The organism is Brevibacterium sp. 50QC2O2, assembly GCF_024580675.1.
In the GTDB taxonomy this organism is placed as follows: Bacteria; Actinomycetota; Actinomycetes; order Actinomycetales; family Brevibacteriaceae; genus Brevibacterium; species Brevibacterium moorei.
The window spans coordinates 155,889-175,400 of the sequence record NZ_JANIJZ010000004.1 but is presented as its reverse complement, the minus strand read 5'-3'; the positions used below and the strand labels follow the sequence as shown (position 1 = coordinate 175,400).

The window sequence follows — 19,512 nt, the reverse complement described above, 5'->3', positions numbered from 1 at the left end:
CCCGAACCGAGCAGCACCTGTCGCCGCACTCCGACATTCAGCGTCCCTACATTCGGTTCTTCGTCCTGGCCGTGGCCACGGCATTCCAGGGGTCCTCGGGCCAGGGGTGTTTGAGATAGCGGCCGCGGTTCTCCGCGCGCACCTGCGGATATGCGTTGTCCCAGAACGATCTGAGGTCGGCGGTCACCGCCAGGGGGCGGCGCGCCGGGGACAGCAGGTGCAGGAGTACGGGGATCCGGCTCTGGCAGACCGACGGGCCGTCGGCCAGACCGAAGCACTCCTGGAGTTTCACGGCGAGGATGGGCGGGGTGATCGCGGCCCCGTGCGACTCCGGCGCCGGATAGTCCAACCGGACCCGGGAACCGCTGGGCACCGGCACGCGCTCGGGCACCAGTTCGTCCAACTGTGCCGCGGCGGGCCAGGGCAGAAGCCGGCGCAGCGCGCCCACTGCGTCGATCCGCCCCGGTTTGGCACCGCCCGCGACCCGCTCCAGATCCGGTCCCAGCCACGTCGTCGCGTGTCCGGCCAGCGTGCTCAGGCTGACATCGGGCCACGGCTCGCCGTAGACGGCGTGCAACAGTCCCAGGCGCCCGCGCAGCTGCGCGAAGGCGGCATCGCGGGTGTCCCCGGCCGGCCGGTCGCCCTGGGTGCCCTCGGCCAGCTCCAGAAAGTCCAACACCCCCTGCTCGCGCACGAAGGCGGCTACCGCGGTCCGGGCGGCCGAGGCGTCGGCCCGGGTGGGCGTCGAACTCAGCTCGATCGCGCCCAGGCCCTCGACGCGCCGCGCGCGCACCTTGCCGCCGGAGAACTCCGCCGTGGTCGTGGTCTCCAGCAGTTCCGCGCCGGCCAGCTCTGCCTGGTCCTGGTCGATCACGGCCGCCGCTCGGATCAGCGCCCGAGCGCCGGTCAGGGCGACATCCCCGATCGCCAACCACGTATGACCCTTGAGGGCCGAATCGCGGGGGAGCTCGGCACCCGTGCCGCCGGCCAGCAGGTATTCCCCGGCGGTACCCGGCCGGAGTCGGGCGATCCGGTCGGGGAAGGCCAAGGCGGTGATGAGCCCCGTATCCTCGGCACCGGCCGCCGGTCCCGCGCCGTCGTGCCCACCCGCACCGGGCAGGAATCCCTCGAAGCGGCGCACATCGGCCTGCCAGCGGGTGTTCTTGTCCCGGCGCAGGCCGCGCAGCAGCGACCACAGGTCCCCGCCTGGGGCACGTACGTCCGAGACCAGGGCGGCCACCACCTCGGCGGCGGCGCGCGGTCCGGTCAGCTCGGCTCCGTCGAACAGGGCGCGCGCCAACCGCGGATCCGCGGGGACGCGGGCCAGCCGGTGTCCCAGGGCGGTGGCGGCGCCATGGGAGTCGAGCGCCCCCAAAGCCCGCAGAGTGGCCTGCGCCAGCGCCAGGGGCCGCTCCGGCGGTGCGTCGGGCAGGCGCAGACCAGCCCCGCCGGGGGCGCCCCAGCAGGTCAGCTGCAAAGCGGGCTCCGTGAGATCGGTGGTGCGGATCTCCGGCGGGGTCTGGGCTGGGCGCGCCGCGAAATCCGCCTGTGCCATGCATCGGATGACGGTGCCGGGACCGAGCCGGGCGGCGCGGCCCGCGCGCTGGACCATCGCGGCCTTCGACGCGCCCACCGTCACCAGCCCCGCCATCGCCCGGCCGGTGTCCAGCCGCTGCTGCCGATCCAGTCCGGCGTCGACCACCAGGTCGATACCGGGCACGGTCAGTGCGGACTCGGCGACATTGGTCGCCAGGATGACCCGGCGCGCGCCGTCCTGGCGTGAACGCATGATCCGCCGCTGTTCGGCGGCCGGCGTCCGTCCCGTCAGGGTGAGGACCTCGGCTGACCGCTGGTCCACATGCCCACGCAGCTCACCCGCGACCCGGTCGATCTCGCGCTGGCCGGGCAGGAAGACGAGCACATCGCCGGCGCTCCCGGCCGCCCCGGCAACTGGCTCGTCCGCCCGTGCAGCCTCCGCGGCTGCACGGGCCGGGCCCGTCCCGCCCCCGTCCGCTCCGCCCCCGAGCGCCTCGGCCACAACGCCCGCCACATGGCGTAGGAAATCGGGCGTCACTCCACGGGCATCCAGGGCAGGGGAGCCCGGGGGAGCCCAGACCTCGCGCAGGGGATGGGGTCGGGCCGCCACGGATAGCACGGGCGCCGGTGCCCCGTCCTCACCCAACAGCTGCGCCCAGCGGCCGGCGTCCAGGGTCGCAGACATGACGATCAGGCCCAGGTCCTCGCGCAATTCCACCAACTGGCGCAGCATCGCGAAGGCCAGATCGGAGTCGACCGCGCGCTCGTGCACCTCGTCGAGCACGACCACGGACACCCCGGCCAGTTCCGGATCGCCCATCAGCCGGCCCAACAGCACGCCGGTGGTGACGAATTCGACGCGGGTGGCGGCACTGACGTGGCGCTCGCCGCGGATCGTGTAGCCGACCTCCTGACCGACCCGGGTCCCGGAGAGCTCGGCCAACCGGTTCGCGGCGGCACGGGCGGCGATGCGCCGCGGCTGGGTCACGATCACCCTGCCTGCCCCGCGTCCCGGGCCAGCGGCCACCAGGTTCGCCACGACCGGCGGGACAACCGTCGTCTTGCCCGAGCCGGGCGGGGCCTCGACGACGGCGCGCGGGCCGGAGTGCGCCCCGGCCGGCAGTTCACTGCCCGAGGCGCCCGGCTCCACTGCGTCCGCGCCCGGTTCTGCGAGCCCTCGCAGGCCCGTGGCGAGCGTGGCGGCGGGCAGGCCCGCGCCGATCCGGTCGATGTCGAAGACGAAGGCGGGGCGATCGGGCATGTGCACCACAGTAGTCGCAGCGCTTCGCGCCCCGACCACCCATCCGGGCCCGAGGCCTTCTAGAATGGTTCCATGCGCATTGTCAGATTCGTGCACAACGATGCACCCACGTACGGCGTCGTCGAGGGGGACCTGCCCGAAGCCGCCGCCGACGGAACTCTGGACACCTCCGAACTCGAAATCGCGGTCCTCGACGGCGACCCGTTCTTCAGCCCGGCCCAATCGACCGGCGCTCACCTGAAGTACGACGACGTCCGTCTCATCGCCCCCATCATCCCGCGCTCCAAGGTCATCGGCGTGGGCCGGAACTTCGCCGACCACGCGAAGGAACTGGGCAACGAGGTCCCGGCCAGCCCGTTGACCTTCTTCAAACCGAACACCGCGGTGGTGGGCCCCGGCGATCCGATCCGTCTGCCCGCCATCAGTGAGAAGGTCTCCTATGAGGCCGAACTCGCGGTGGTCATCTCCCGCGTGGCGAAGAACGTTCCGGCGGAGAAGGCCTACGAATACGTGCTGGGCTATACCGCGGCCAACGACGTGACCCTGCGCGACATCCAGCAGATCGACAAGCAGTGGTCGCGCGCCAAGGGCTTCGACACCAGCTGCCCACTGGGCCCGTGGATCGAAACGGACCTGGATCCCGAAGGTGTGCGGATCCGCTCCTGGGTCAACGGGGAGCTCAAGCAGGACGGGAACACCGACGACTTCATCTTCGACATCCCGACCGTCATCGAGCACTTGAGTGAGGTCATCACGTTGCTGCCAGGCGATGTGATCCTCACCGGCACCCCGGAGGGCGTGGGCGCGATCAACGCCGGCGACCGCGTCGACATCGCGATCGACGGCCTGGGCCTGCTGAGCAACCCCGTGCTGGACGCCTGAGCCCAGACCTCTTTCTTCCTACCGAACGAACAAAGGAATCACCTGACAATGAGCGACGTACGAGTTCGCTTCTGCCCGTCACCCACCGGCACCCCGCACGTCGGCATGGTGCGCACCGCCCTGTTCAACTGGGCCTATGCGCGCCACACCGGCGGCACCTTCGTCTTCCGGATCGAGGACACGGACGCCCAGCGCGACTCCGAGGAGAGCTACGCGCAGATCCTCGAGGCCATGCGCTGGCTGGGCCTGGACTGGGACGAGGGCATCGACGTGGGCGGGCCGCACGCCCCCTACCGGCAGTCGCAGCGCGGTGAGATCTACCAGGACGTCATCGCCAAGCTCAAGGACGCCGGTCTGGTCTACGAATCGTACTCCACCAACGAAGAGGTCGAGGCCCGCCACAAGGCCAAGGGCGAGGACCCGAAGCTGGGCTACGACGGCTACGACCGCACGCTGAGCGACGAGCAGAAGGCGGTCTTCCGCGCGGAGGGCCGCGAGCCCGTGCTGCGCGTGCAGATGCCCGATGAGGACATCACATTCACGGATATGATCCGCGGGGACATCACCTTCAAGGCCGGCTCAGTGCCGGACTTCGTGGTGGTGCGCGCCAACGGTGATCCGCTCTACACCCTGGTCAACCCCGTCGACGATGCGCTCATGGGCATCACCCATGTGCTGCGCGGTGAGGACCTGCTGTCCTCGACTCCGCGCCAGATCGTGCTGTACGAGGCGCTGAAGAAGATCGGCGTCGCCCAGGCCACCCCCGAATTCGGCCACCTGCCCTATGTCATGGGGGAGGGGAACAAGAAGCTGTCGAAGCGCGACCCGGAATCGAACCTGTTCCACCACCGCGACGCCGGCTTCATCCCCGAGGGTTTCATCAACTACCTGGCCCTGCTGGGCTGGTCGATCGGACCGGACCAGGACATCTTCTCCGTCGAGGAATTCGTCAAAGCATTCGACGTCCACGATGTGCTGCCCAATCCGGGGCGCTTCGACATCAAGAAGGCCACCTCGATCAACGGCGACCACATCCGCCTGCTCGACGTCGCCGACTTCACCGAGCGCATGGTGCCCTATCTGCAGGCTGCGAACGTCTTCGGCGCGGGCGGTGCCGCACCCACGGATGCGCAGCACGCCGTGCTGGCCCAGGCGGCTCCGCTGGTCCAGACGCGGATGAACCTGCTGGGCGAGGCACCCGATCTGCTGTCCTTCCTGTTCACCGCGGATGCGGATCTGGAACTGACCCCGGAGGGTCTGAAGACGCTCAAGGACACCGCCCCCGAGGTCCTGGCCGCCGCGATCGAACTGCTCTCCGGCGTGCCGGAGGCGGACTTCACCACCGACGCGCTGCACGAAGGGCTGCAGGCCAAGCTGGTCGACGAGCTGGGTATCAAGCCGCGCCTGGCCTTCGGGCCGCTGCGCGTGGCGGTCTCGGGCCGCCGTGTCTCCCCGCCGCTGTTCGAGTCGATGGAGATCCTGGGCCGGGAATCCACTCTCAACCGGCTGCGGGCCCTGGCCGATCACCTGGCAAACGCCTAGGCAATAGGGCAACGGCCCTTCGGCCACAGCCCGCCATCGGTACGCACGAATGCCCGGACCGGATTCGGTCCGGGCATTCGCGTATCCGCGTCCATCTGCCGGCTGTCGCCTCGGGCGGGACCGTCCCATCCGCCGGGAGCTGCGCATACCCTGGGACTAACGAACACGGCCCGCCCGGCGGGCCAGGAGGGATGAGTTCATGTTGGTTGACAGTTACCGTCTGCCCGGTGGCCTGCGGATCGATGAGCGCCGGGTGCGCGTGCCGGTGGACCACTTCGGTGCACAGGCTGCGGCGGGCCTGCCTGGGCGGTTGGCGGCCGTCGGCGAAATCGACGTGGCCGCGCGGATCGTGAGCACGGGCGAGGCGGCCAAACCCTATCTGCTGTTCCTGCAGGGAGGGCCAGGCTCCGAGGTCCCCGGACCGGTTGCGGGGAACCCGTCCTGGCTCGCCAGGGCGCTCGAGGACTACTCGGTGGTCCTGCTCGACCAACGCGGCACCGGCCTGTCCCACCCGATCGGATACGTCGACGGCTCCTTCAGGGGGACCTCGGCCAGGGGTACGGACCCCGTCCAGGACTCGGGTGCGGTGGCTGCCTTCCTGACCCACTTCCGCGCCGATGCCATCGTCGAGGACGCCGAGGCCCTGCGCCGGGATATCGGCTGCGAATCCTGGTCCGTGATGGGCCAGTCCTTCGGCGGGTTCACCACTCTGCGATATCTGGCCGCGCATCCGGAGTCCCTGGACCTGGCGATCTTCACCGGTGGCCTGCCCCGTGTGGCCGGCTCCTTGGCGGACACGCCGGACCCCGCAGAGCTCTACACCACCACCTGGCACACCCTGCGCGCGAAATCTCAGAGCTACTTCGAGCGGTTCCCCGCCGACGCCGCCCGGATGCGCCGGCTGGCCGAACGGGCAGCGCGCGGCCAGGGCATCGAGCTGCCCGACGGCACCCAGGCGGGTCCCGCCCATGTGCGCGGCCTGGGGCACCTGCTGGGGGCGTCCGGTGGGGCCGCGGCGTTGCACTATCTGTTGGCCCAGGACATCGACTCGGCGGCCTTCCGGCACGACCTGCTGGCCGCCCTGCCGTTCAGTGCGCGCAACCCCCTGTATGCGGTGCTACAGGAATCCTGCTGGGCCAATGGCACCGCTACGACCTGGGCCGGGGTGCGCGGGATGCCCCGGGCCGTGGCCACGGACCCGCTGTGGCTGGCAGGCGAACACATCGCCCCGGAGCACTTCGCCACGGGTCCGCTGCGGCCGTGGCGTCCGGTGGCCGGGGAGCTGGCGGCCTTCTCCTGGCCCGTGATGTGGGAGCCCGATGCGCTGCGGGCCGCCGAGGTCCCGGTCGTGGCCGCCGTGTACTACGAGGACGCCTATGTGCCCAGGGAGTACTCGCTGCCCACGGCCGGTCTGCTGCCGCGCGTGCGGACCTGGGTGACCAGCGAGTACGAGCACAACGGGCTGCGGGCCTCCAACGGGGTGGTGCTGGACAAGCTGCTGCGCCTGGCCCGCGACGGCAGCCTGGTGTAGGCGGGTGTCAGGGCTCGTGTGCCCCGGAATTCCGGGGCACACGAGCCCTAATACCCCTACGTGAGCAGGATCACCGCCAGGAGGGCCGTTCTGGTTTTGCATCGCGGAAATGGGTCGTGTAAAGTTTCATTCTGTTGCCGCGGTCAACGGAAAGAAGTTCTTAGGACTTCCGGTTGATTGCAAAACATTGGGCTATGGTGTAATTGGCAGCACGAGTGATTCTGGTTCACTTAGTCTAGGTTCGAGTCCTGGTAGCCCAGCGCTTCTTATGAAGCAGCTTCATTGCGAAGTGTCCTGCTCCCGTCGTCTAGCGGCCTAGGACACCGCCCTCTCAAGGCGGTAACGGCAGTTCAAATCTGCTCGGGAGTACCAAGAAGGGCCCGGTTCATGTGAACCGGGCCCCTTCTCGTCCCCGCCGTTCCTCTGGAGTTCCACTACACCCCCTGAGTTCCACTACAACCCGAAATGTCGGAAAAACCGATCGGGACCGTTCCCAATCGACAATTCATGTCGTAGTGGAACTTGGAGGTCACTTGGACTGGAGTTCGACCAGCTTGGTGGTGTTCTGGGCGGTGCGCACGCCGGAGACCAGGAACTCGAGGATGACCCGGGAGACGACGATCTGGATGACCGCGGGGATCCAGCCCAGGAAAATCGCCAGAATGCCCATGATCGGGGAATAGTCGGAGCCGACCTCTTCGACGGCGAAGCCCATCATGAAACCGATGACGATGTACCACAGCCAGGTCAGCCCGGCCAGGACGATCGCGATGACGTAGATGATCGAGGCGAACTTGATGGAGACGAAGTGGTTGAAGCGCAGATCGAACAGCGCCTTGATGAAGCCGGGTTCGCCCGCGGCCTTGGCCGGCGGCGCCCATTGGCCCTGCGGGCCCGGCTGGGCCTGGTAGTCGTAACCGGGTGCCGCCTGCGGCTGGCCGGCGGAGGGGTACTGCTGATAGCCGGCGTAGGCGTCTTGGCCGTAGGGCTGGGAGCCCGACGGTTGCGACCCGGTCTGTGGGTAGCCCGCCTGCGGGTAGCCGGTGGGCTGATAGGGCTGCTGCTCGGGGTTGGGGGACTGGGACATGATTTCCTTTCGGGGACTACGGCCAGGACCCTCCTGGCGATTGTGAATACGGAACCGCCCCGGTTCCGTCGGATGCGGTGGAATCGGGGCGGTGGGCTCAGCCGCGGTTGAGGGCCTCGGTGAGGACCTTCGCCGCTTCGAGCACGGCTTGGGCGTGCAGTCGGCCGGGCTGGCGGGTCAACCGGTCGACCGGTCCGGAGATCGAGACGGCGGCCACGACCCGGTTGCTGGGTCCGCGCACGGGGGCCGACACGCTGGCCACCCCGCGTTCGCGCTCCGAGATCGACTGGGCCCAGCCGCGCCGGCGCACGCCGGAGAGCATGGTGGCCGAGAACCTGGCCCCGCGCAGGCCCGAGTGCAGCCGGTCGGGCTCCTCCCAGGCCAACAGCACCTGTGCCGCGGATCCCGCGCGCATGCTCAGGGTCGCGCCGATCGGCACCGAGTCGCGCAGGCCAACGGGCCGTTCGGCCGCGGCCACGCACAGGCGCAGGTCGCCCTGGCGGCGGAACAGCTGGGCCGATTCGCCCGTGCGGTCGCGCAACTGGTTGAGGACGGGGCCCGCGGCGGCCAGCAGGCGGTCCTCGCCGGCGGCCGATGACAGTTCGTTCAGACGCGGGCCCAGGACGAATCGGCCCTGCATGTCCCGGCCGACGAAGCGGTGGTATTCGAGGGCTACGGCCAGCCGGTGGGCGGTGGGTCGGGCCAGGCCGGTCAGGGAGACGAGTTCCGCCAGGGACGCGGGGCCGGCCTCCAGTGCCGACATGACGAGTGCGGCCTTGTCGATGACACCGACGCCGCTGCCGTTTTCTGTGCTCATAGGCACTATTTTGTGGTCTCACAATCCAAGATGCAAGTCCGGAATGCGAAAACCCGCACCTAAAATAGTGGCAGATGGCGGTCTCACCCCGACCGCCGCAACCGCTGATTCCCTTCAGGCTCAAGACAAAGGAAGTGTGGGCAATGGGCAAGACCCTGGCAGAGAAAGTGTGGGCCGATCACGTCGTTGTGGCCGGCGAGGACGGCTCACCGGACCTCATCTACATCGATCTGCAGCTCCTCCACGAGGTCACCAGCCCGCAGGCCTTCGAGGGCCTGCGCCTGGCAGGACGCAAGCTGCGCCGCGTCGACCAGCACCTGGCGACGGAGGACCACAACACCCCCACCTGGGACATCGACAAGCCGATCGCGGACCTGACGAGCCGCACCCAGATCGAAACGCTGCGCACCAATGCGCGCGAATTCGGCGTGCGCCTGCATTCGCTGGGCGATATGCAGCAGGGCATCGTCCACCAGGTCGGCCCCCAGCTGGGCCTGACTCAGCCGGGTATGACGGTGGTCTGCGGGGATTCGCACACCTCGACCCACGGGGCCTTCGGCGCGCTGGCCTTCGGCATCGGCACCTCCGAGGTCGAACACGTCATGGCCACGCAGACGCTGAGCCTCAAGCCCTTCAAGACGATGGCGATCAACATCGAGGGTGAACTGCCCGAGGGCTCGGTCGCCAAGGACATCATCCTGGCGATCATCGCCAAGATCGGCACCGGTGGCGGACAGGGCTACGTCCTGGAGTACCGCGGCGAGGCGATTCGCAAGCTGTCGATGGAAGCGCGGATGACGATCTGCAATATGTCCATCGAGGCAGGTGCCAGGGCCGGTATGGTCGCCCCCGACCAGACGACCTTCGACTACGTCAACGGCCGGCCGCACGCCCCGCAGGGCGAGGACTGGGACGCCGCGGTCGCATACTGGAAGACGCTGAAAACCGACGACGACGCGGTCTTCGACGCCGAGGTCACCCTGCAGGCCGAGGACATTTCGCCCTACGTGACCTGGGGAACCAATCCGGGGCAGGGGCTGCCGCTGAGCGCGACGGTGCCCGATCCCGCCGCGATCGTCGACGAATCCGCCAAGGTGGCGGCCCAGAACGCGATCGACTACATGGGTCTGACGCCGGGCACCCCGCTGCGCGAGATCAAGGTGGACACGGTCTTCCTGGGTTCGTGCACCAACGGCCGGATCGAGGACCTGCGCGCCGCCGCCGAGGTGGTGCGCGGGCAGGTCAAGCATCCGGACGTGCGGATGATGGTCGTCCCGGCCTCCGCCCTGGTCCGCCTACAGGCCGAAGAAGAGGGCCTGGACCGGGTCTTCACCGACTTCGGCGCCGAATGGCGCTTCGCCGGCTGCTCGATGTGCCTGGGCATGAACCCCGATCAGCTGACTCCGGGGGAGCGCTGTGCTGCGACCTCGAACCGCAACTTCGAGGGCAGGCAGGGTAAGGGCGGACGGACCCACCTGGTCAGCCCGCTGGTGGCCGCCGCCACTGCCGTGCGCGGCACCCTGTCCAGCCCGGCCGACCTGCCGGAGAAAGATCCGGAACTGGTGGCCCACAGCCACCGGCCCCGCGAACCGCGCGAAACACACACCCAGCTGCCGCTGACCGTCGTCCAGAAGTCCGCCTGAGAGCCACAAGGGAGTTCCACCATGGAGAAGTTTTCCACCCATACCGGCGTCGGCGTTCCGCTGCACCGCTCGAATGTCGACACCGACCAGATCATTCCGGCCGTCTACCTCAAACGCGTGACCCGTACCGGTTTCGAGGACGCCCTGTTCGCCGGCTGGCGCGAGGACCCGGAATTCATCCTCAACCGTCCCGCCTACGAGGGCGCCTCGGTGCTGGTCGCCGGCCCCGACTTCGGAACGGGCTCGAGCCGTGAGCACGCTGTCTGGGCCCTGCACGACTACGGCTTCAAAGCGGTCGTCTCCGCCCGCTTCGCGGACATCTTCCGGGGCAACGCCGGTAAGAACGGCCTGGTCACCTGCCAGGTCGAGCAGCCCGATGTCGAACTGCTGTGGAAGGTGATGGACAACAACCCGGGCATCGATGTCACCGTCGACCTGGTACAGCGCACCGTCAGCTGCGATACCGTCACCGTGCCCTTCGCCCTGGACGACTTCACGCGCTGGAGGCTGATGGAGGGAATGGACGATATTTCGCTGACTCTGCAGCACGAAGCGGAGATCACGGCCTTCGAGGCCCGCCGCCCGTCGTTCAAGCCCAAGACCATTCCGGCGAAGTTCTGATATACACCCGTTAAGATTCTGTAGGTTCGCACCGATCGGTGCGAACCTACACAGATCTCATATGGGAGGGTCATGCTGCGAGTCCACGGCGGAACACCGCTGACGGGCGAGGTCGATGTCCGCGGGGCCAAGAACCTGGTTCCCAAGGCCATGGTCGCCTCGCTGCTGGGGGACACCCCCTCGGTACTGCGTTCGGTGCCCGATATCAAGGACGTCCACGTCGTCACCGGCCTGCTGGGCCTGCACGGGGTCGAGGTGACCTCGGGACCGGACGCCGGTCGGGCCGATGGGGAGCTGCGGATGGACCCCGCGAACGTCTCCCAGGGTTCGATCGCCGACATCGACGCCCACGCCGGGTCCTCACGCATCCCGATCCTGTTCTGTGGGCCGCTGCTGCACCGCCTGGGCCGGGCGTTCATCCCCGATTTGGGTGGGTGCAAGATCGGCGACCGGCCGATCGACTTCCACCTCGACGTGCTGCGCAAGTTCGGCGCGCGCGTCGACAAGACCCCCGGCGGGATCCTGCTGGAGGCCCCGCAGCGCCTGCGCGGGACCAAGGTCAAACTGCCCTACCCCTCGGTCGGGGCGACCGAGCAGGTGCTGCTGACGGCAGTGCGCGCCGACGGCATCACGGAGCTGAAGAACGCCGCTGTGGAACCGGAGATCATGGACCTGGTCGCCGTTCTGCAGAAGATGGGCGCGATCATCACCGTCGACACCGAGCGGGTGATCCGGATCGAAGGCGTCGAATCGCTTTCCGGCTATACCCACCGTGCGCTGCCGGACCGGATGGAGACGGGCTCCTGGGCCTCGGCCGCCCTGGCCACAGGCGGGGACATCTTCGTGCGCGGGGCGCACCAGCAGGACATGATCACCTTCCTCAACGTCTTCCGCAAGATCGGTGGGGCGTTCACCGTCGAAGAGGACGGCATCCGCTTCCGCCACCCCGGTGGCGAACTGAACTCCGTCGTCCTCGAGACCGATGTGCACCCGGGTTTCATGACCGATTGGCAGCAGCCCCTGGTGGTGGCGTTGACCCAGGCCAGGGGCCTGTCGATCATCCACGAGACGGTGTACGAGAACCGTTTCGGCTTCACCCAGGCGCTGGGGCAGATGGGCGCGCAGATCCAGCTCTACCGCGAGTGCCTCGGCGGTACGCCGTGCCGATTCGGCCGGCGCAACTTCCTGCACTCCGCTGCGATCTCCGGGCCCAGTCGCCTACACGGGACCTCGATCACCGTGCCCGACCTGCGCGGGGGCTTCAGCCACGTCATCGCCGCGTTGGCCGCCGAGGGGACCAGCGAGGTGCGCGGGATCGAGTTGATCAACCGCGGCTACGAGGACTTCGACATGAAACTGCAGGGCCTGGGAGCCCGGGTGGAGGAAGTATGAGCAAGGACGCCGCGGCCAGGGCCGCCAAGGAACAGCGGAAGCGGGCGCACGAGGAAGAGGTGGTCGCCGGGATCGACTACTCGCCGAAGCTGCTGGCCCGCTCGCGCTCGGTCGCCCACGTCGTGGCGCCCCCGTTGACCGCGCTGTTTCGCACCATGGGCAAGCCGCACAGCCATGGCTTCGAGAACGTCGGCGACTCCGGTGCGGTGATCGTCGCGGGGCTGCACCTGAGCAAGGTCGACCCTGTGCTGCTGTCGCTGGACCTGTGGCACCACGGTCGGATGCCGCACTTCCTGGCCAAGGCGTCCCTGTTCACCGGGTTCCTGGGCGTGTTCATGCGCCCGCTGGCGCAGATCCCCGTGCTGCGCGGCTCCGCCGGGGCGGCGGAATCACTGGTCTCGGCCAAGAAGGCCCTGGCCGCCGGCGAGGTCGTCGTGATCTTCCCGCGCGGCACGCTCACCGCCGACCCCGACGGCTGGCCCGACCCCTCGCGCACGGGGGCCGCGCGCCTGGCCATCGAGACCGGGACGCCCGTGGTGCCGGCCGCGCACTGGGGACTGCAGGACACGATGACCAAGCACAACAAGGCCGTCAAACCGCAGTTCGGCCGCCGGATGGACCTGGTCTACGGTGAGCGGATCGATCCCGCCCCGTATGCCGGGGTGCCCGACGGGATCTCGCGGCTGACCCATGAGATCACCTATCAGACGGCTGCGCTGTTGGCCCGTCTGCGCGGGGTCGAACTGCCCGCGCGGTTCACCACCGACCACCGCCTGGCCGATGAGGATCGGGCGGACGGCTAAAATAGTCGGCAGGCCGCGCTCCATCGCGGCCTATTCCACTTATCGGACGAAACGTGTAAGGAGTCGGGTGTGAAGACGGCGGTCATGGGAGCCGGATCCTGGGGGACGGTGTACGCCCAGGTCATCTGCGATGCCGGGTACCCCGTCACCATCTGGGCCAGACGCGATGATGTGGCCGCGGAGATCGACTCCGCCCACACCAACTCCGGCTATCTGCCGGGGGTGACACTGTCGGAGAATCTCAGCGCCACCTCGGATCCGGCTGCGGCACTGGCAGATGCCGAAATCGTCGTGCTGGCCGTGCCGGCCCAGAGCCTGCGGGAGAACCTTGCGGCCTGGGGCGGGCACATCCGGCCGGATGCGATCGTGGTGAGCCTGATGAAGGGCATCGAGATCGGCACGGGCAAGCGGATGACGGAGGTCGTCGCCGAGGCCACCGGTCTGCCGAAGCGCCGGATCGCCGTGGTCTCCGGGCCGAACCTGGCCCGTGAGATCGCCGCCTGCCAGCCGACGGCCACCGTCGTCGCGGCCGAGGACAGTGAGGTCGCCGAACGTGTCGCCGAGATCTCCGCGAACTCCTACTTCCGGCCCTATACGAACACCGATGTGGTGGGCGTGGAGCTGGGCGGGGCGATCAAGAACGTCATCGCGCTGGCCGTGGGCATGGCCGATGGGCAGGGCCTGGGCGATAACTCCAAGGCCTCCATCATTACTCGCGGCCTGGCGGAGACGACCCGCCTGGCCCTGGCCATGGGTGGGCGGGCGCACACCCTGTCCGGGCTGGCGGGGATGGGCGACCTGGTCGCCACCTGCGCCTCCCCGCTTTCGCGCAACCGGTCCTTCGGCCGCCTGCTGGGAGAGGGACTGACCCTGGAGGAGGCGGTGGCGAAGACCAAGCAGACTGCCGAGGGCGTCAAGAGCGCCAAGGCCGTGCTGGCCCTGGGTGCCGAGCACGGTGTCGACCTGCCGATCGCGCAGGCGGTCGTGGGCGTGCTGGCCGGGAAGCTCAGCGTCGGCGAAATGGCCACCCTGCTGCTGGCCCGCAAACGCAAGGTCGAGGATCCCCGGATCTGATTCGCCGGACCCGGTCCGCATCCAACGCCGGGCCGCACTCCGGCCGCAGGGCCCGACCCGCAGCGGACGCGCACCTGTAGTGTGGGATACGCCCCGTGCAACGCATACCGAAATCCGAGGAGGAATCATGAGCGAACAGTTGAACTCGCCCTTCGCCCGCCTGAACGACGTTCCGCGCTTCACCGTCACCAGCACCGATGTGGCCGAGGGCGCACCACTGGCCCTGGCCCAGGCATCAGGCTCGATGGGGATCTCCGGCGGCCGGGACGAATCGCCCCAGCTGTCCTGGACGGACTTCCCGGAGGAGACCAAAGCCTTCGCCGTGACCTGCTACGACCCCGATGCGCCCACCGGATCCGGCTTCTGGCACTGGGTCGTCGCCGACATCCCAGGGACGGTGACCGAACTTCCCACGAACGCCGGCAATCCGGCTGCGGACCTGCTGCCGGCAGGGGTCTCCGTGTTCCGCAACGACGCGGGCGAACCGCGCTTCGTCGGCGCGGCTCCGCCGGCCGGACACGGCCCGCACCGTTACTTCTTCATCGTGCACGCGCTCAGCGAGCCCCTGAACCTGCCCGAGGATTCCTCGCCGGCCTTCGTCGGCTTCAACATCTTCTTCAAGAGCATCGGCCGGGCGTGGCTGGAGACCACGTTCGAAGTCGAGGCGTGAACCCCCGCCACTCCGTCAACGAAATAAGGAAACATGCCTGATAACCGTCCCGTGGTCGCCGTGCTGTTCGGTGGCCGCTCGTCCGAACACTCCGTCAGCTGCGTCAGCGCCGTCGGAGTGCTGTCCTCTCTGGACGATGCCGCATACCGGATCCTGCCGATCGGCGTGACCCGGGAGGGCACCTGGCGACTGGTGCCCGACTGGCAGGACTTCGCCTTCGATGCGGAGGCGATGCCCGAAGTCGAAGACGACGGGACGGCCATCTTCGTGTCCCCGACCTCCGCCGACCACCCCTTGGTGGAACGGCGCGCCGACGGGTCAACCCGTCGGCTGGGGTCGGTGGACGTGTTCTTCCCCCTGCTGCACGGTCCCTACGGGGAGGACGGGACGGTGCAGGGCCTGTTCGAACTCATGGGAGCGGCGTATGTCGGCCCCGGCGTGTTCGGTTCGGCCGCGGCGATGGACAAGCACTTCACGAAGGTCGTGTTGACCGCGGCCGGGATCCCCACCACCCCGTGGGTGACGATCCGGCAGGACGAATACACCGCGGACGCCCAGGCGGCACACGATGCGGTGATCGCCCAGGGCTTCCCCGCCTTCGTCAAGCCCGCCCGCGCGGGCTCCTCGGTGGGGATCTCGAAGGTCCACGACGCCTCCGGGCTGGCTGCGGCCTTCACCGCGGCCTTCGCCCACGACACGAAGGTGATCGTGGAACCGGGAGTCGTCGCCCGCGAGGTCGAATGCGCGGTGCTGGGCTCCTTCCACGACACCGAACCCGCGACCAGCTGGCCCTCGGAGATCACCTTCGGGGCCGAACACGAGTTCTACGATTTCGAGGCGAAGTACCTCGACGGCGCCTCCCAGGTGACCTGCCCGGCCGAACTGCCAGAGGCCGTGACCGAGGAGGTCCGCCGGGTCGCCCGCAAGACCTTCCAGGCCTTCGAGGGCTCGGGCCTGGCCCGGGTCGACACCTTCGTGCTCGACGACGGTAGCGTGCTGGTCAACGAGCTCAACACCCTGCCGGGCTTCACCCCCAGCTCCGCCTATCCGATGATGTGGGCGCGCACGGGCGTTGAGTTCCCGGAGCTGCTGAACCGGCTGATCGCGATCGCCCTGCGCGACCGCACCCGCTGAGGACGGGAACAGCCGGCGATGCGTCCCTTAAGGGCGTGTCGCCGGCGGCGTCGCCGTACCACTGACCTGCGGGGTACCGGACTCGTCGAGGTCCTTGGCCGCGACACAGGACCGAGCGGATTCGGGCAGCTTGCCCACGGCATCGGCCAGGGCCGCCAGTGCGGTGGCGCCGGGCATCCGCGTGGGGTCGACCAGGACTTCGGCCGCCGGTTTGCGGTTGTAGGTCACGAAACGCCAGGTCTTCTCGTCCTGCTGCGTGGAGATCCAGTCGACCCCGCTGACGCTGACGCAGGGATCGGTGGTGGGCGCCGGGACGTCCATCCCGCACTTGAACACCGCCGCCGAGGGATCGCCCCAGGCGCCGGTGGCCTGGCTGGAGGTGTCGCGGCGATGGAAGTCGCCGACCACATCGGGCAGGCTGAGCATGGTGTTCGCGCAGGCCGGATCCTCCGGATGCGGCGCCGATTCGACGACCAGAGTGTCGGTGCACCCGCTGAGGACCAGTCCGAGCCCCACGCTCGCGGCCGCCAGAGTCCAACCCGTGTATCTGCGCATACCCGCAGTTTATCCGCCTGCTAGCGTGGGCCCATGGCCACCCTGCACCGGCTGGGCGAAACCGCTCTGCTGCGCCTCATCACCGATACGCTCGATCGCGCGCCCGCCGCTGCCCTGAACCATCCGGCGGCGGTGGGTCCAGGCGATGATGCCGCCGTGACCCACCCCGCCGGCGCCCTGGCGAGCACCACCGACATGCTCGTGGCAGGACAGGACTTTCTGCCCGCTTGGCTGGACCTCGGCGAACTTCCCGATGCACTCTGCCCGGGCGCCGGCCTCCGCCGGGCGGCCGGCACCACTCCGGGCGGCTGGTACCGCCTGGGGGTCAAGGCGGCTGCGCAGAACCTCGCGGACGTGTTCGCCATGGGCGCGCGCCCCCACGGACTGTTGGTCTCCCTCGGACTGCCGGGCGACACCGAATCTGAGCGGATCGAGGAGTTCTACGCCGGCCTGCTCGCCGAGTGCGCGCGGGCCGGCACCGGAGTGCTCGGAGGCGATATCGGCGCGGCCGGGGAGCTCATCGTCTCCATCACCGCGCTCGGGGACTACCCGCGCTCCACCCCGCCGCTGCGCCGGAGCGGTGCCCGGCCGGGCGACACCGTCTATCTGGCCGGCACCGTGGGCTTCGCCGCCGCGGGCCTCGACCTGCTGCTGGCCGGGGTGCGCCCCGGAGAGGACCCGGACCTGGACCTGGCCCTGGCGGTGCAACTGGGGCCGCGGCCGGACTATGCTGCGGCCGCGCGGCTGCCTGGGTGGGCCCATGCCGGGATCGACGCCTCGGACGGGATGGTGGGCGATCTGGGCCGCATCGCCCGGGCCTCGCAGGTCGTCATCGACCTCGATCCGGACGCCATCGACCGCTTGTCCCGGCCTCTCCTGCCCGCGGCTCGCGCACTGCGCGCCGATGGGGCGCCGGCCCTGGACCTGGCCCGCCACTGGGTGCTCACCGGGGGAGAGGACCACGGTTTCCTGGTGACCGCGCCCACCCTGCCCGGCACGGGTGCGAACCGGGCTCCGGTAAAGTGGGAGGCGATCGGCACGGTGACCAGGCGGGCGGTCGAGGCCGGCGCACCGGATGCCGGCGGCGCCCTCGGCATTCACCTGGCCGGGGCGGCGGTTGCCGATGGGGCGTTCAGACACTTCGCCTAGCCGCGGCTGTTGCAACGACGAGGACGGACCCACAACGGCTCGAAGGAGGGCGGGATGAGCATGGACCCCGAGCGGCTCGGCGGTCGCTTGGCGGCCCGCTGGGCCAGGCGGATCGTCGAACGGATGCGGCGCGAGCGCACCGACATCGACGCGCTCAACGTCTTCCCCGTCCCCGACGGCGATACCGGCACCAATCTCTATCACACCGTCCGCTCGGCCTACCGCGCAGTCGAGGGACTGACCGGCCAGGTGACACTGGGCCAGGTCGTCGAGGCGATGGCCAATGGCGCCCTGCGCGGGGCCCGCGGCAATTCCGGGCTGATCCTCTCCGTGGCATTGCGTGGGGTGGCCGACGGACTCGCCGGTGTCACGGAACTCGACTCCGCGACCTTCGCGGCCGCTCTGGAACTGGCCGCCGACCGCGCAGCGGAGGCGATCGCCGATCCGGTGGACGGGACCATGCTCACGGTCCTGCACGCCATGGCCGAATGCGCCAGGGAACAGGCCGACGCAGGGGCCGACCTCATCGAACTGATCGCCGCGGTGCGCACCCGCAGCCAGCAGGCCCTGTTGGAGACCACCGGCCAGCTCGATGTGCTCTCGGAGGCCGATGTGGTCGATGCGGGTTCCTCGGGCATCGTCGAACTGTTCGACCTGCTCTACCTCACGGCCACCGGGCGCGACCCGGCCGGGGCCACGATGACCGAACAGGCCATGGCGGGCCGTCGGCTGCGGCAGGAGGCACTGGACGGCGTGACCGTCGAACGTCCGGAGGCCCGGGCGGGGGAGACCGGCTACGAGCTCGTTTTCTTCCTCGCCGATAAACGCGACCGCGCCCGTCATGTCAAACGCGTGCTCAAAGCCGCCGGTGGCACCTCGATCGTGGTGTCCTGGCCCAAGGTCCACGTCCACGTGCCGGACACGTCCTCCGCGCTGGAGGCGCTGCGCTCCTGCAAGTCATTGGGCATCGCGCAGCTGCGCGTCGAGGACCTCACGGTCAGCGGTGGCCCCCGGCGGCGCACTACGGTGCTGGTCACCGTAGCAGGCATCGGCTCGCTGTTCGCCGCTGCCGTGGCCGAGGCGGTGGCCGTCAATGCGGCCCTGCCCGGTTACGAGGCACTGGTGGCCGAACTCGCAGCGGGACTGAGCCCGACCCCGGATCCGGCGGCAGACGATGGCGAGGCGTCCGCAGCCCCCGGGCCGGACGAGTCGGGCGCCTCGGCAGTGCCGGGGGAGACCGGTGAGGAGGGTCCTGCCGTCGTCGTGTCCCATGACGCCGCCAGCCATGTGGCCCTGCACGAACTCGCGCTGCACACCGACGTTCTACTGGTTCCCGCCCTCAACCAGGCCCAGGTGTTCGCGGCCCTGGCCGTCTACGACCCGGCCGCGGGTCCGGCCGCAGTGGCCGCGGATATGGCCGATGTCGTCGACTCCCTGTCCTGTGGGTCCGTGGTCCGCTCGGGCCGGGCCGCCGGGCGCCAGGTCGTCCGCGGGTCCGGATGGCCGGCGGGGACCTCGCTGCCGGGTGCGGCGGATGCCGCAGAACCCGCGCTGGCCCCCGACGAGGTCATGTTCGTCCAGGTGGGCCGGGTCCGCTCGGTCTACGAGGACTCCGTATCGGCACTGCTGGGGCTCATCGACGCGCTGGCCCCGGATGCCGAACTGCTGACCCTGGTCACCGGCACCTCCCTGCCGCCTGCTGCCCTGGCCGCCGCCCGGGCCCACCTGCAGGATGCCTACCCCGAGGCCATCGTCGACGTCGTCGAGAGCCGCTCCAGCCGCCTGTGTGCGGAACTCGCGGCGGAATGAGGGCTG

At 69.4% G+C, this 19,512-nt stretch carries 16 protein-coding genes and 2 tRNA genes; 14 read left to right on the top strand and 4 right to left on the bottom strand.

What is annotated here, in order from left to right:
• Window positions 1–46: 46 nt before the first annotated feature.
• Window positions 47–2,797 (bottom strand): ATP-dependent RNA helicase, encoded by a 2,751-nt coding sequence (locus NQ038_RS05365; RefSeq protein WP_257061955.1) that lies wholly within the window; start codon window positions 2,795–2,797, stop codon window positions 47–49.
• A gap of 72 nt (window positions 2,798–2,869) precedes the next feature.
• On the opposite strand from NQ038_RS05365, the gene NQ038_RS05360 reads away from it, so the two are divergent.
• The 5 genes from NQ038_RS05360 to NQ038_RS05340 all read left to right on the top strand — a co-directional run bounded on the left by NQ038_RS05360 (window position 2,870) and on the right by NQ038_RS05340 (window position 7,124).
• Window positions 2,870–3,679: a fumarylacetoacetate hydrolase family protein gene (locus NQ038_RS05360; protein ID WP_257047357.1), complete on the top strand. Its 810-nt coding sequence runs from the start codon at window positions 2,870–2,872 to the stop codon at window positions 3,677–3,679.
• A 48-nt stretch (window positions 3,680–3,727) separates the two neighbouring features.
• On the top strand, window positions 3,728–5,221 hold the full coding sequence (gltX, locus tag NQ038_RS05355; RefSeq protein ID WP_257061954.1) for a glutamate--tRNA ligase: 1,494 nt from the start codon (window positions 3,728–3,730) through the stop codon (window positions 5,219–5,221).
• 199 nt (window positions 5,222–5,420) lie between these two features.
• On the top strand, window positions 5,421–6,752 hold the full coding sequence (locus NQ038_RS05350; RefSeq protein WP_257061952.1) for an alpha/beta hydrolase: 1,332 nt from the start codon (window positions 5,421–5,423) through the stop codon (window positions 6,750–6,752).
• Between the two features lie 188 nt (window positions 6,753–6,940).
• A tRNA-Gln gene (locus tag NQ038_RS05345) sits at window positions 6,941–7,012 on the top strand.
• Window positions 7,013–7,048: 36 nt separating this feature from the next.
• Window positions 7,049–7,124, top strand: a tRNA-Glu gene (locus NQ038_RS05340).
• Window positions 7,125–7,281: 157 nt separating this feature from the next.
• Here NQ038_RS05340 and NQ038_RS05335 read toward each other — a convergent pair.
• On the bottom strand, window positions 7,282–7,839 hold the full coding sequence (locus NQ038_RS05335; RefSeq protein ID WP_257047361.1) for a DUF4282 domain-containing protein: 558 nt from the start codon (window positions 7,837–7,839) through the stop codon (window positions 7,282–7,284).
• Window positions 7,840–7,936: 97 nt separating this feature from the next.
• Window positions 7,937–8,656, bottom strand: a complete 720-nt coding sequence (locus NQ038_RS05330) for an IclR family transcriptional regulator (RefSeq protein ID WP_257047362.1) — start codon at window positions 8,654–8,656, stop codon at window positions 7,937–7,939.
• 143 nt (window positions 8,657–8,799) lie between these two features.
• On the opposite strand from NQ038_RS05330, the gene leuC reads away from it, so the two are divergent.
• The 7 genes from leuC (at window position 8,800) to NQ038_RS05295 (ending at window position 15,993) form a co-directional block, all read left to right on the top strand.
• On the top strand, window positions 8,800–10,299 hold the full coding sequence (leuC, locus tag NQ038_RS05325; RefSeq protein ID WP_257047363.1) for a 3-isopropylmalate dehydratase large subunit: 1,500 nt from the start codon (window positions 8,800–8,802) through the stop codon (window positions 10,297–10,299).
• Window positions 10,300–10,320: 21 nt separating this feature from the next.
• A complete protein-coding gene (gene leuD, locus NQ038_RS05320; protein ID WP_257047365.1) occupies window positions 10,321–10,920 on the top strand; it encodes a 3-isopropylmalate dehydratase small subunit in 600 nt (199 codons plus the stop codon).
• 72 nt (window positions 10,921–10,992) lie between these two features.
• Window positions 10,993–12,312: a UDP-N-acetylglucosamine 1-carboxyvinyltransferase gene (gene murA, locus NQ038_RS05315; RefSeq protein ID WP_257047366.1), complete on the top strand. Its 1,320-nt coding sequence runs from the start codon at window positions 10,993–10,995 to the stop codon at window positions 12,310–12,312.
• Window positions 12,309–13,115, top strand: a complete 807-nt coding sequence (locus NQ038_RS05310; protein ID WP_257047367.1) for a 1-acyl-sn-glycerol-3-phosphate acyltransferase — start codon at window positions 12,309–12,311, stop codon at window positions 13,113–13,115. The genes murA and NQ038_RS05310 overlap by 4 nt, the downstream gene beginning before the upstream one ends.
• A 69-nt stretch (window positions 13,116–13,184) precedes the next feature.
• On the top strand, window positions 13,185–14,189 hold the full coding sequence (locus NQ038_RS05305) for an NAD(P)H-dependent glycerol-3-phosphate dehydrogenase (RefSeq protein ID WP_257047369.1): 1,005 nt from the start codon (window positions 13,185–13,187) through the stop codon (window positions 14,187–14,189).
• A gap of 127 nt (window positions 14,190–14,316) precedes the next feature.
• The gene (locus tag NQ038_RS05300) at window positions 14,317–14,859 is read left to right on the top strand and encodes a YbhB/YbcL family Raf kinase inhibitor-like protein (RefSeq protein WP_257047370.1); all 543 of its coding nucleotides are present in this window, start codon (window positions 14,317–14,319) and stop codon (window positions 14,857–14,859) included.
• Between the two features lie 33 nt (window positions 14,860–14,892).
• Entirely contained in the window at window positions 14,893–15,993 is a 1,101-nt protein-coding gene (locus tag NQ038_RS05295) for a D-alanine--D-alanine ligase family protein (RefSeq protein WP_257047371.1), read from the top strand.
• Between the two features lie 27 nt (window positions 15,994–16,020).
• Here the strand turns inward: NQ038_RS05295 and NQ038_RS05290 are convergent, their stop codons facing one another.
• The gene (locus tag NQ038_RS05290) at window positions 16,021–16,548 is read right to left on the bottom strand and encodes a DUF3515 domain-containing protein (RefSeq protein WP_257047372.1); all 528 of its coding nucleotides are present in this window, start codon (window positions 16,546–16,548) and stop codon (window positions 16,021–16,023) included.
• A 33-nt stretch (window positions 16,549–16,581) separates the two neighbouring features.
• On the opposite strand from NQ038_RS05290, the gene NQ038_RS05285 reads away from it, so the two are divergent.
• Entirely contained in the window at window positions 16,582–17,697 is a 1,116-nt protein-coding gene (locus NQ038_RS05285; RefSeq protein ID WP_257047374.1) for a thiamine-monophosphate kinase, read from the top strand.
• Window positions 17,698–17,751: 54 nt separating this feature from the next.
• Window positions 17,752–19,506, top strand: a complete 1,755-nt coding sequence (locus tag NQ038_RS05280; RefSeq protein ID WP_257047375.1) for a DAK2 domain-containing protein — start codon at window positions 17,752–17,754, stop codon at window positions 19,504–19,506.
• Window positions 19,507–19,512: the final 6 nt, after the last annotated feature.

Excerpts from the sequence above, each read along its gene's own strand:
- NQ038_RS05365 (WP_257061955.1), bottom strand. The coding sequence starts at position 2,797 with ATGCCCGATCGCCCCGCCTTCGTCTTCGACATCGACCGGATCGGCGCG.
- NQ038_RS05360 (WP_257047357.1), top strand. The coding sequence starts at position 2,870 with ATGCGCATTGTCAGATTCGTGCACAACGATGCACCCACGTACGGCGTC.
- gltX (WP_257061954.1), top strand. The coding sequence starts at position 3,728 with ATGAGCGACGTACGAGTTCGCTTCTGCCCGTCACCCACCGGCACCCCG.
- NQ038_RS05350 (WP_257061952.1), top strand. The coding sequence starts at position 5,421 with ATGTTGGTTGACAGTTACCGTCTGCCCGGTGGCCTGCGGATCGATGAG.
- NQ038_RS05335 (WP_257047361.1), bottom strand. The coding sequence starts at position 7,839 with ATGTCCCAGTCCCCCAACCCCGAGCAGCAGCCCTATCAGCCCACCGGC.
- NQ038_RS05330 (WP_257047362.1), bottom strand. The coding sequence starts at position 8,656 with ATGAGCACAGAAAACGGCAGCGGCGTCGGTGTCATCGACAAGGCCGCA.
- leuC (WP_257047363.1), top strand. The coding sequence starts at position 8,800 with ATGGGCAAGACCCTGGCAGAGAAAGTGTGGGCCGATCACGTCGTTGTG.
- leuD (WP_257047365.1), top strand. The coding sequence starts at position 10,321 with ATGGAGAAGTTTTCCACCCATACCGGCGTCGGCGTTCCGCTGCACCGC.
- murA (WP_257047366.1), top strand. The coding sequence starts at position 10,993 with ATGCTGCGAGTCCACGGCGGAACACCGCTGACGGGCGAGGTCGATGTC.
- NQ038_RS05310 (WP_257047367.1), top strand. The coding sequence starts at position 12,309 with ATGAGCAAGGACGCCGCGGCCAGGGCCGCCAAGGAACAGCGGAAGCGG.
- NQ038_RS05300 (WP_257047370.1), top strand. The coding sequence starts at position 14,317 with ATGAGCGAACAGTTGAACTCGCCCTTCGCCCGCCTGAACGACGTTCCG.
- NQ038_RS05295 (WP_257047371.1), top strand. The coding sequence starts at position 14,893 with ATGCCTGATAACCGTCCCGTGGTCGCCGTGCTGTTCGGTGGCCGCTCG.
- NQ038_RS05290 (WP_257047372.1), bottom strand. The coding sequence starts at position 16,548 with ATGCGCAGATACACGGGTTGGACTCTGGCGGCCGCGAGCGTGGGGCTC.
- NQ038_RS05285 (WP_257047374.1), top strand. The coding sequence starts at position 16,582 with ATGGCCACCCTGCACCGGCTGGGCGAAACCGCTCTGCTGCGCCTCATC.
- NQ038_RS05280 (WP_257047375.1), top strand. The coding sequence starts at position 17,752 with ATGAGCATGGACCCCGAGCGGCTCGGCGGTCGCTTGGCGGCCCGCTGG.